Annotated in this window: 12 protein-coding genes; 9 read left to right on the top strand and 3 right to left on the bottom strand. The window is 45.0% G+C overall.

All coding sequences use genetic code 11. The features are described from left to right. Window positions 1-122: 122 nt before the first annotated feature. Window positions 123-650, top strand: coding sequence for a hypothetical protein (locus H6F74_RS02995; protein ID WP_190436055.1), 528 nt, complete (start codon window positions 123-125; stop codon window positions 648-650). Window positions 651-697: 47 nt separating this feature from the next. Here the strand turns inward: H6F74_RS02995 and H6F74_RS02990 are convergent, their stop codons facing one another. Together H6F74_RS02990 and H6F74_RS02985 are read right to left on the bottom strand one after the other, a co-directional pair. Continuing rightward, window positions 698-1,171: an ATP-binding protein gene (locus tag H6F74_RS02990; RefSeq protein ID WP_190436051.1), complete on the bottom strand. Its 474-nt coding sequence runs from the start codon at window positions 1,169-1,171 to the stop codon at window positions 698-700. A 59-nt stretch (window positions 1,172-1,230) separates the two neighbouring features. Beyond that, the gene (locus tag H6F74_RS02985; protein ID WP_190436049.1) at window positions 1,231-3,099 is read right to left on the bottom strand and encodes a DUF1565 domain-containing protein; all 1,869 of its coding nucleotides are present in this window, start codon (window positions 3,097-3,099) and stop codon (window positions 1,231-1,233) included. A 404-nt stretch (window positions 3,100-3,503) separates the two neighbouring features. Between H6F74_RS02985 and H6F74_RS02980 the strand changes: the two genes are divergently transcribed. The 4 genes from H6F74_RS02980 to H6F74_RS02965 all read left to right on the top strand — a co-directional run bounded on the left by H6F74_RS02980 (window position 3,504) and on the right by H6F74_RS02965 (window position 6,670). Further along, window positions 3,504-4,613: a thiamine phosphate synthase gene (locus H6F74_RS02980; protein ID WP_190436092.1), complete on the top strand. Its 1,110-nt coding sequence runs from the start codon at window positions 3,504-3,506 to the stop codon at window positions 4,611-4,613. After that, window positions 4,606-4,827, top strand: a complete 222-nt coding sequence (gene thiS / locus H6F74_RS02975) for a sulfur carrier protein ThiS (RefSeq protein ID WP_190436046.1) — start codon at window positions 4,606-4,608, stop codon at window positions 4,825-4,827. The genes H6F74_RS02980 and thiS overlap by 8 nt, the downstream gene beginning before the upstream one ends. Window positions 4,828-4,974: 147 nt before the next feature. Beyond that, the gene (locus tag H6F74_RS02970) at window positions 4,975-5,955 is read left to right on the top strand and encodes a DUF1517 domain-containing protein (protein ID WP_190436044.1); all 981 of its coding nucleotides are present in this window, start codon (window positions 4,975-4,977) and stop codon (window positions 5,953-5,955) included. A 217-nt stretch (window positions 5,956-6,172) separates the two neighbouring features. Beyond that, window positions 6,173-6,670, top strand: coding sequence for a hypothetical protein (locus tag H6F74_RS02965; protein ID WP_206756283.1), 498 nt, complete (start codon window positions 6,173-6,175; stop codon window positions 6,668-6,670). Window positions 6,671-7,091: 421 nt separating this feature from the next. Here H6F74_RS02965 and H6F74_RS02960 read toward each other — a convergent pair whose 3' ends face one another. Then, window positions 7,092-7,940: an ABC transporter permease gene (locus H6F74_RS02960; protein ID WP_190436038.1), complete on the bottom strand. Its 849-nt coding sequence runs from the start codon at window positions 7,938-7,940 to the stop codon at window positions 7,092-7,094. Between the two features lie 36 nt (window positions 7,941-7,976). Here H6F74_RS02960 and H6F74_RS30375 point away from each other — a divergent pair, with 36 nt between their 5' ends. The 4 genes from H6F74_RS30375 to H6F74_RS02950 all read left to right on the top strand — a co-directional run bounded on the left by H6F74_RS30375 (window position 7,977) and on the right by H6F74_RS02950 (window position 10,894). Further along, window positions 7,977-8,099, top strand: a complete 123-nt coding sequence (locus H6F74_RS30375) for a hypothetical protein (RefSeq protein ID WP_277875746.1) — start codon at window positions 7,977-7,979, stop codon at window positions 8,097-8,099. Between the two features lie 142 nt (window positions 8,100-8,241). After that, the gene (locus tag H6F74_RS29140; RefSeq protein WP_199300776.1) at window positions 8,242-8,484 is read left to right on the top strand and encodes a hypothetical protein; all 243 of its coding nucleotides are present in this window, start codon (window positions 8,242-8,244) and stop codon (window positions 8,482-8,484) included. Then, window positions 8,373-9,527, top strand: coding sequence for an EcsC family protein (locus tag H6F74_RS02955; RefSeq protein WP_199300775.1), 1,155 nt, complete (start codon window positions 8,373-8,375; stop codon window positions 9,525-9,527). The genes H6F74_RS29140 and H6F74_RS02955 overlap by 112 nt, the downstream gene beginning before the upstream one ends. 575 nt (window positions 9,528-10,102) lie before the next feature. Continuing rightward, a complete protein-coding gene (locus H6F74_RS02950; protein ID WP_242021768.1) occupies window positions 10,103-10,894 on the top strand; it encodes a hypothetical protein in 792 nt (263 codons plus the stop codon). The last annotated feature ends 26 nt before the right edge of the window (window positions 10,895-10,920 follow it).

Raw genomic sequence — 10,920 nt, 5'->3', positions numbered from 1 at the left:
AACGAAGAGGTTATGGGTTTAGAAACTTCAACAATTTCAAATTAAGAAGTTTTCTGACTTGGCATTTTGCCAGCTAATTTCAGTTTATTTTACATACCATGTTCGGTAGAGCCAATAAACAAATGAATCCAGCGGAGGTATTGGCAGTTGAAATTAAGCAATACGTCGGTCAAGGTTTAACGGCTCTTGTTCCTAGAGTTATTGGTCAAATTGTTGATAAAAATTACTCTGTTTCTGTTACTGAAAGAAAACAGTGGGATAAATTATCCTTTTTTAAGGAACTTGAAGAAAAACAAGGTAGCGATCAAGGTGAAGCTGCAAAAAAAATTCTTGAATGGATACATACTGACCTGATACAGGTTGAATGGGGTAAAGGCAGCAAATACGGAACATTTATTCCAAAACTAAACTATCAGGGAAAGGATTATTCGCTTTTTACAGTATGGACTGATGGCACCATCCAAATTTACAGGCTGCTACTTACCTCCCAAGACCAAGTAATAGAATTTGAAAAACGCCTTGATTTTCTTGTGGAGAAAACTTATCCTAATTATTTTAATGTCTTCCTTTCAAAGCTAACAAATGAAGCTGCACTAAAACAGTTCCTTGAAACATTTGATTGGGTGATTCAAGAAATTAAAGATTTGTGATAAGACTACTATACTCAAGTTCGCGCATTTGTTTCTCAAACGCATCATTATCCATCAGCTACCCCATTTTTATTCCATTCCCGCACCTCAAAAGCAGAGTTATCAGCAATCTGCACGTAAAATAGCTTGTGAAAGCCTTCCGCATAAGATGGGCGTTTTAGTTTCTTGATTGTGGCATAAATCCCTACATCTGGAACTCTGGCTCTCCCCGTGCGTTGCTGGTTGAGTTCAAGGCATCGGTTTAAGATTGAGTCAAAGTAATAACCGATAATTTCAGCATTGTAACTACAACCCAACTGAATTAGAGAGGCACGATCCTCAATTGTTGGGTTAGTGTTATCAACAACTACTGATTCTCCGGCTTGAAGTGCCTCTTCAATTAGTTGTGCTTGCCTTCTGGACGGCTTTTTATTGTTACGCAATAAATCTTTGCTAACAAGTTTATGGGTTTCTGCAAAATGAGTACGAAAAAACGTACTTTTTCCAGAAGCTTGTAAACCGATAAAAATTAATAATTGCATAGGCTAATGGCTAATAGATTTTGAACAATTAGCTATTAGCCATTAACTATTAGCAATTGTCAATTCATTTCTTCAACAATAGCTTCCACACCCTTGTTATCCAGCATTTGCACAATTTCGTTAGCGCGATCGCGTCTGCTAAATACTCCAACTTGCATCACTCCGCGACCGTTGGCGACAGTGCGGAAGGCATCCGGAACCAGCGATCGCACTAAAGCTTCTTGGCGCGAATCCTGAGCATTCACCAACACCCGATAGCGCAAACCTTGCGCCTGCGTACTACGGCTACGACGAGAGGAATTTCTCGTCCCTCTAGTCACTGTCTGGTCGCCAATATTCCCTAGCGGAATATTAGCGCTAGGCACTGGCAGTAAATCAGAAGAATTGCGATTTCCTAGAGGCTGCTCTGGCGAAGCGCCAAAGTCTATAACCCTAGGTTGAGTAGGCGACGCTGGGGACGAGGAAGAGGGCGTTAGCGACGGTAGCGCTGGTAACGTACTAGACTGCCTGGGAGGGTCGAGAGTAGGTAGAGACGACCTTGATGCCGGCGGTGTTGCTGGAACGGGTAACGGTGAGGTCTGAGGAAGAGGCGGTAAGGCTGGTAAGGTACCCTGTAGTGTTGGTAAAGACCGGGGCGATCGCAACCTTGATGCAGGCGGCACAGGTTTTATAGCTGTGTTGTTGGGTGCGCGTTGTCCTGGGGTGGAAAAGGTTGGCTCACTCCGCCAATTTGGGTCTATAGCTGAGGATGGAGAATTCTGGCTCGGTGCGATCGTGGCAACTGGCAATATTTGCCTTGGCGATAGGGCAGCAGGAACCCGATCCAGAGTGTTGCTGGCGACGGCGGGAGTAGCGACACCACCTAAATCGATGTTTCCTTCTGTACGGGAGGCGATCTGATTTCCGAAAGCAGGAATAGTCTGATTGGAAGCTTTGGTGTAAAGGTCTAATTCACCATTAGCACGAAAAACATTACCTCCCGGTTCGTCAGCTTTCCCCAAATCGGGACGAGCTTGAGAAATTGCCACTAACCCATAGCGAGTGTTGTTTTCTATGACATTGTTGCGTAAGATTGGCTGCGCCTTGCCTTCGAGAACTACACCGTCTTTATTGCCGATGATGCGATTCCCAATCAGCTGCGGTGCGGCATTCTGACCGACGCTAATGCCAAATCCTGTGTTTTGAAACACATTTTCCCGCACTTCCGGGCTGGAGCTGCCGTAGATGGTGATGCCATTTCCGCCATTGCTGTAAAAGTTGTTGCCGCGAATGGTGGGCGAACTTTTTCCATTGACAGAAACCCCATCATGTGTATTTCCAGTAAAGGTGTTATCGACGACGAGGGGACTGTTGGATTCAATCCACAGACCGTAACCTCGCGGATTAGGATTAGTTACCGTTACCCCTGTGATTGTGGATTGGTTAGCTGAGGCGATCGCTATATTTTGACCAGCAAAGGTCGGACTCAGGAAACCACCCCCGCCTTTAATCACAATATTCTCCCCTTTGCTGCTGGGGTCGCCTTGAATCGTGATTCCCGGTTTTAGCCTCAAGGGAAAAACTTCGCCCGTCTCCAGGCTGTAAGTGCCGGGAGAAAGGATAATCGTGGTGTTGGCTCCAGCTACCCGCAACGCCTGGGTAATGGTTTGGAAAGGTGTCTTTTCACCCCCATCGCCATTAGTGTCATTCCCTGCGGTTGGGTTGACGTATAGCATTTTCATGGTGGTATCAGCAGCAGGCTGAGCTACATTAGACTGTGCCACTACTGCCGTTACATCCAGGCAAAACGGGATTGTTGTCGCCGCCACTATTCCCAGGACGATACTACAGGTACGAATATTGTGACGGCTCTTGGCTGAAATTTGATAATCGAAAATCGAAAATCCGAAATCCGAACTTTTATGATTGCGGGGGCGTGTCAAACTCACGGCTCTACTCCTCTCAAGTTGGCACTGCAATAAAGGTGAAGTTTGATGGCATCTGCACCTAGTTTTAGTTTATGCACGCCAATGCTGGATAGACACTACCCATTTTTTTACATTTCTAAAAAGCTGTTTCCAGCCATCTATCAGAAGATTAATTTTTTCAATGTGCAGGGTCATATCTTACCAACATACTTTATTTTTGACAAGATTTTTAATCAATGGATGCAATACAAGTTATGTTTATTTTGTTCAACATACTTAATCCCCGCGTCTTTATTTTTTTATCCGTTTGTATAAAATAGATGGGTTAATGGCAAAATTTGGCTCGGCGTGCCACCCTCTCACCTTAAATGTTTCGCAAACAAGGGGAAGTGACTGTTACGATGAAAAATAATGGAGTGGTTGCGATGGGCGAGAAACACAGCGTTCGAGGGCGAGTCGGCGATTTGCCCATACAAACACAGCCAGCTGTTTGCCGCATTTTAGATGCCAATTTAGACCGAGCCAGAGAAGGCTTGCGAATTATTGAGGAATGGTGTCGCTTCGGCATGAATAGCTCCCCACTTGTAAATGAATGCAAGCAAATGCGGCAGGAGCTAGCGAGCTGGCATAGTATTGAACTGAGGGCGGCGCGGGATACTCCCGGCGACCCAGGCACAGAGCTGAGCCATCCTCAAGAAGAACAGCGCTCTAGTATTGAGCATCTGTTGCAGGTAAATTTCTCTAGGGTGGAAGAAGCGTTGCGGGTGCTGGAAGAGTATAGCAAGCTTTATGACCCGGATATGGGAGCGGCGACTAAGCAGATGCGCTATCGGGTGTATACCTTGGAGAGCAGCTTGCTGGCTTACAAACGACATCAGGCACTGTTGCGATCGCGTCTGTATCTGGTAACATCTGCCTCGGAAGAGCTGTTTTCCATTGTCGAAGCCGCCCTGCAAGGGGGACTAACTCTGGTACAGTACCGAGAAAAAACTGCCGACGATAACGTGCAACTGGCTCACGCCAACAAACTCCGCCAGCTGTGCCATCAATACGGCGCATTATTTATTATGAATGACCGGGTGGATCTAGCTTTGGCTGTGGATGCCGATGGTGTCCATCTGGGACAACAAGATATGCCAATTGCGATCGCTCGTCAGATACTTGGGCCACAACGCCTGATCGGTCGTTCCACCACAAATCCCGAAGAGATGCAACGCGCGATCGCTGAAGGTGCTGATTATATTGGGGTAGGGCCAGTTTACGAGACTCCGACCAAAGTTGGTAAAGCGGCTGCTGGTCTAGAATACGTCCGCTATGCATCTGCAAATTCCCCAATTCCCTGGTTTGCAATTGGTGGCATTGAGGTGGATAACTTAAATGATGTGCTGGGAGCGGGAGCCGAGAGAGTGGCCGTTGTCCGCGCTATTATGCAGTCAGATCAGCCGATGTTGATGGCTCAGTATTTCATCTCGCAACTAAGTCGAGTGCAAAATCTTCGCACAATTGATGCTCGTCTTCCCCAATCTCATGTCTAATCAGTTTCATCAGATTGCGCTTCAGGTAAATGGCGAACCCCGTAGCTGTTCGCCGCATACCAAATTGCCCGAAATGCTGGAACAATTGGGGTTAAACCCGCGCTTAGTGGCTGTTGAGTACAACGGTGAGATTCTGCATCGCCAGTTTTGGTCGGAAACTGAGATGAAACAAGGGGACAATTTAGAAATCGTCACCATCGTCGGCGGCGGCTAGAAAAAGGGTCGGTAATCCGTCCCCCGTATAGTCCCCAGAGTCACAAACCAAGCGATAGATTAAATATGTACCCGGTGATGCCAATCGAAAGATGCCTTGAGCTGCAAGAGCCGCTACAGTTTAATCAGATTCAAGAGGCATAGTTTAATGCGTAACAAAATACATTCAACAATTAAACCATTTTTTAAATCTCTGCTCGTCATTGGGCTTGTCCTAACTTTGGCATTTAGTCATGCTGATGGAGCTTTAGCAGCCCGCACGGGTGGGCGGATGGGAGGTAGTGGCGGTTTCAGAGCGCCCAGCCGCAGCTATTCACCTCCTGGCCGTACTTACGCACCAGGAGGAGGAGGCTACTATCCGGCTCCCTATCCCGGTGGTGGCGGTTTTGGCTTCCCGTTACTTTTTCCCTTCTTTTTTGGTGGGGGCGGCGGCGGTCTGTTCAGTATCCTGATATTCTTGGCGATCGCTAACTTCCTGGTTTCCAGCTTCCGTCGTGTTCGTGCTGGCGATGCTGGCGAAGTGGACTCCCTCGGCTACAGCAATCCCAAGGTTTCCGTCGCACGGGTACAAGTCGGTTTGTTGTCGGAAGCCCGGAGTCTGCAAAAAGAGCTAGACCAGCTGGCGCGTACAGCAGATACAAGTTCCGCCGAAGGTCGCGCCCAAGTTCTACAAGAAAGCACCTTAGCTTTGCTACGTCACCCGGAATACTGGGTTTACGGTGCGGGTGAATCTCAGCAAACGGCGCTACAAGCCGCAGAAGCTAAGTTCAACCAGCTAGCGCTGGGCGAACGCAGTAAGTTTACTGAAGAAACTCTTTCTAACGTCAATAATCAGCTCAGAGCAGCTGCTCCTAAAGCATCTTTACCAGGAAGTGCTGCGGGTGGTGAACTGATAACACAAGACCCTGGTGAATACCTCGTTGTGACGATGGTAGTGGGTGTGGAAGGAAATCTGGAACTACCGAAAATTAACAGCACCGACGATCTGCGTCAAGCTTTACGTCAAATTGGTGGTATTTCAAGCGATCGCTTACTTGCGGTAGAAGTTCTCTGGACACCCCAAGCAGAAGGCGACACGCTCACCACTGATGACTTGCTGGCTGAGTATCCGGATCTGAAATTAGTTTAATCGAAATTTGTAGGGGCGCATGATTGCGTACTTCTACTGATTTCTTCTCAAGAGGAGGTTGATTATCAGCCTCCTTTTTTCATGTCAATCCAAAAACTATTTGGTCAGTCTAGGTTACTGTCTTGGCATGACAAACTTAACTCAGGCTTTAACATGACCATCTAAATTTATTTTTTCAATAAAACCGCGCCGAAATGCTGGTAATTGTCTTGAAATTATGCCATTTTTATCTAGGAATGTTTTTAGGCGTACTGCTAAACAGATTGGTAGCTATCTGCTGGTTCTGGACGCACATCCCAACCTACCGAAGTTAGAGAGTCGGATACAAAAAATGACGAAGATTTGGCAAAAACTCTTAGTAGTCGCGATCGCACTCGCGATCGCATTGCTGACAAATATCTCTCCCGCCACTGCTGTTAGCTTAGTACCTGCTGGAGACATTGCTGAAAAGCCTATACTTGCGGCTACTTGCCACGACTACATTAATTGTTATGAGATTGCTATCAGCAATTCTAACCTTTCTCTGAGTGCGCCTTTTAGCGATGGATCGTTCTTAGAACTCAATGCCATCACCACCGATGTAATACCCGTACCTTATTCGGTTGCGAAGCTTAACTCTGTTGCCAGTTTTTTTGTTTTTGGTGCTTTGGGTGCAGGTTGCTGGCTGTTAAGCAAAACCAGCAGAAAGTCTAAAAGAGTTAAATTGCTTTGGTAAGCGTAGAAAAATAACTTAGCAAATAGCGACATAGCCCAGTATATCTGGGCTTTTTTTGTGGGTTTCTTCTTGAGAATGGCTGGTTAGAGATGCCGCACAAACTCTCGTAGGGACAGATTGCCGTGTCCCTACAATCTCATCTATGCAACCGAGAATTGCTATATGCCAGCAGTTCTATTTGATTCGTTAATTTTTCGTTTAGGAATATGAGTAGGAAAAATTAATTATTTACTTTGGTGCCGCAGGGCGGTATTATTAGATAATGGAAATCTGTATGTATTTTAAAAATACATACAGATTTCCATTATAAAAAAAGTCTTTATAATTAAACTTAATTAAATCATTATACCCTAAAAAAAGTTAATTTTTTGACAATATTTCTAGTTAAAATTTTAAAATTCCTAAACTCAAAAAATCGGCACTACTTAAACCGTTTTTGTTCGCTGCGATAACGGAGTAATTCAGCGACAAAGGCAACAACACCTGAAACTATCATTAACATAACGCTCAAGGCGTTGATATCAGGTTTAACGCCAGTGCGGATGCGGCTAAAGATTTCAATTGGTAGAGTTGTGGCACCAGTACCAGCAGTGAAGCTGGCAATCAGAAAGTCGTCCATGCTGAGGACGAAAGATAACAGACAACCAGAAATAATGGCTGGCATCAATTCCGGAAGCAACACTTGTATAAAAGCTTGCACTGGTGTCGCCCCTAAATCTAGGGCGGCTTCTTCTAAGTGGGGATCGAGGGCGCTAATTCGGGAAGAGACGACGAGGGCGACGTAGGCAAGACAAAAAACAACATGAGCGGCGACAATTGTCCATAGGCTTAGAGGTATGCCAATTACTGCCAAAAATACCAGGGTGGCGACTGCGATCGCAATATCGGGAATAATCAGGGGTAGGTAGGCAACGCCGCGATACAAGCTTTGAAGAGGAAAGCGATAACGAGCTAAACCTACTGCCATCAGCGTACCAATAACAGCAGCGATCGCTACCGCACAAAATGCTACTGTCAAGCTATTTTGCAGTGCTGTGAGAACGCGAGAGTCGCCAAACAGTTTGAGATACCACTTCCAGGTAAATCCTTCCCACCCAGCGCCATAGGCAGATTCGTTAAAACTGTAAACGCCAAGTACCAGAATGGGTAGGTACATATAAAAAAACATCAGCAGGGTAAAAAGAACCTGCCAAGAGACACGAGGTTTATCCTTGGACTTCAACATATCTGGGGTGATGTCCTCCTGCTGATTTGTTACTGTACCTGTCATCAATTTTCACCACTAGCCAGGGGAAGCGATCGCACTATGCGCTATTTCTTCACTTTACCGGATGCGATCGAATGTCTGGAAGAGTGCGATCGCTTCAACCTGTGGAAATTTTCAGTAATATTTTTAATCTTTGTATCATTTATTACTGATATTTTTTGAGTTAGGGCTATACTTATAGAATGGGAATCTGTGCGCTCATATATAGTCTTTTAAACAAACCGCTCTAGACGCTGCATAGGGTAGAGGAAAAGAAGAAGCAAGCCTTACAGTTACCAAAGAGGTACTGAGGTGGGAAGGAAGAATGGAAGAAAGTGTTTTTCTTACTGTTGATACAGGCGCGATCGCATTCTGGCAAGATATTCTCAAAAAAGAACGCCTGGCGGGAATGGGAATTGAACGATGGAAAACAAACCGGGAATTGTATCTGAAAAAGTGGAAAAGTCCGATACACAGTCCACGGATGTCAAACCGTCGTTTTGGGGTTCAGTTGCGGCTTCTGGGCAAGCGATCGCAAAAACAGCCGTTGGAGGAGTTGCCGCAATAGGCAACACGGCTTATAAAACAGGCAAAGCTGTAGTAAAGACAGCAGCTGGTGTTGGCGAGACGGCGGCGAAACAAACGCAAAAGTTGATTTCGCAAACTACGCAAGGTGCAGGACGTGCGGTTAATTATGTAGGTGATAACCAATTTTTACGCCATGTCACCAGAGCCTTGCCTACAACTTGGCTACTCGGTATCATCAATCAAGTTGATGTGGTAAAAGCCGAAAATGCTGTTAGAGATTTACAGCAAAAGCATCCAGAGGAAAGCCCCAATCAGGTTGCCCATCGTTTGATGGTGGAAAAAGCAGTTTATGGCGGCGGGATGGGTTTGGCTACTAGCTTTTTGCCCGGACAGGCGTTGGCGTTGCTGACTGTTGATGTGGCGGCGACGACACTGTTGCAAGCGGAAATGGTTTATCAGATTGCGGCAGCTTATGGGTTAGATTTGAAAGATCCAGCCCGTAAAGGTGAAGTGTTAGCTATATTTGGTTTGTCGCTGGGCGGGAGTCAAGGAATTAAGGCGGGTTTAGGTTTGTTGAAAGCTACGCCTGTGGCGGGTGCGGTAATTGGTGCCAGCGCAAATGCGACGATGATCTATGCGTTGGGTTATGCGGCTTGTCGGTTTTATGAGGCACAGCTGCATTCACAGGTATCGGAGGATAAGCTGGTAGAAACGCAGGCGGCGAGTGAAAGTTATTTGCAGACTGCGATCGCGCAACAAGCGATTATGGATCGGATACTGGTTCATACAATTGTGGCAAGTTATCCCGGCAAGTCTTGGGAAGACATTCTCCCTTCCTTACAGGCGGCGAATCTCAGCCCTGCATCAATAGATGCGATCGCTTCTAATATTAAATCTCCTCAGCCTTTAGATACGCTTTTAGATCAACTCAACCGCGACTATGCTATCCCCCTGTTGGCGCAGTGTTACAGAATATCCGAACTTGATAGCACACTGACACCAGAAGAATCCAAAGTTATCGACAAAATTACTCAAAGATTTGATATTGACGTGGATGCGATTAAAAAACTTGTAAAGATTTAAGACAGCTTCGTCAACTGCAACCCGTTCCTTGGGTTCAAATACTTTTTGGTTAATCTCTCCACGCCAGCGCCACAACCCCTCTCATTGCCCCTTGGGTTCGTGCGAAATCGCGTTACCCAACAAATGCCCTTATAGCCTTGGTTTTTTGCCCTAATCGCCCAAGCTACGCGGGTTTTTGGCAAGAAATTTGGCACTTTTTATCTTTCTAGTGTTAGTAACGTATTTAATTCGGGAATCCTAGTAATAGGGGTGATTCTAAATGTGTCTCCCGCAATTACTGCTCTTGATGACTAGACAGCCGCATCTTCTAGAAAGAACCGGGTAAAGGTGGATGCGATATCCCCTCTTACGGTAAAGCTTCCCACCCATAGGCATAACTGCCGAATGGCGAGTGGAAATCTCTAGCGCTGCGTAACCAGCAATAAATTTTATTGCTGATATCAGGGTGATTCAGTAGGGAGGACAAAATGAATATAAGAGTTTATCTTAACCTAATCTGACTAATTGTTAGGTTGTTTGAATGTATTTTAGGCTCCGATTTGTATACCTACTTATACTTATAATTCATTCAAGTCATGGCTGAACAAGCATCTATGGAAGCTCCAATCCTATTACAAACCGACTCAGAGAGTATTCTTGATAAGCTGCCTCCGGAAGCCAAGACGTGGGCTGAAAGCTTGCCTTGGAACCAACGTCGTTATGTACTTTCTTTGTGTCATCTAATGTGTGCGGCTACTCCAGAAATGCAAGCCGAATTTTTAGATGATTATACTGCAACTGGTTTAGTTGCTAAAAGGCTTCAGGACAAAAATACTCAACAACGTGTCCAAAAACATTTAGAACAATTTCAGATTCAACTAGAGCTAAGTGAAACTGTCTTAAGAAGTTATATCAGACAGTTTTATATACATTCAGCTCAAGATGTTAGCAGACAGCCTGATTTATATCTAGAATCCGCTCTCCGCTTGGTTCTAAGTACAGAAGAACGAAACAACGTATTTAATTACATTTTGGGTTTTGAACTCATTAAAATGATGTTTAGCATGAGTTGGTTACAACATGAAAGGTTGTATCAACTTCAGATAAACCAAGAAGAGTTTCTTAATACCTACATCAAACCTATTCAATATGCTCATCAAGTCAACGGTATAATTGTTCCTACATCTAGAAAGAAGTTTTTTGAAAGGCGGAATTATTTTGTTCAGAAACCCAATATTACCGAAAAGAAATTAATTCACCTAGTCATGGCTACGTTTAACACAGATATAGTGACTCATTTTGGGTTTTCAATTATTCGTCATGTTAACTCTTTAGTTTTTGACTACGAATACATTTTTAACCCTGAACAAGAAGGTGTATTTACATAGTTAACAGGTAAGAGTAATTAAACATC

Origin of the sequence: Trichocoleus sp. FACHB-90, from assembly GCF_014695505.1 — a bacterium.
Classification (GTDB): Bacteria; Cyanobacteriota; Cyanobacteriia; order Cyanobacteriales; family FACHB-T130; genus Funiculus; species Funiculus sociatus.
The sequence above is the reverse complement of the archived record's forward strand: the minus strand, read 5'-3'. Positions and strand labels throughout refer to the sequence as shown.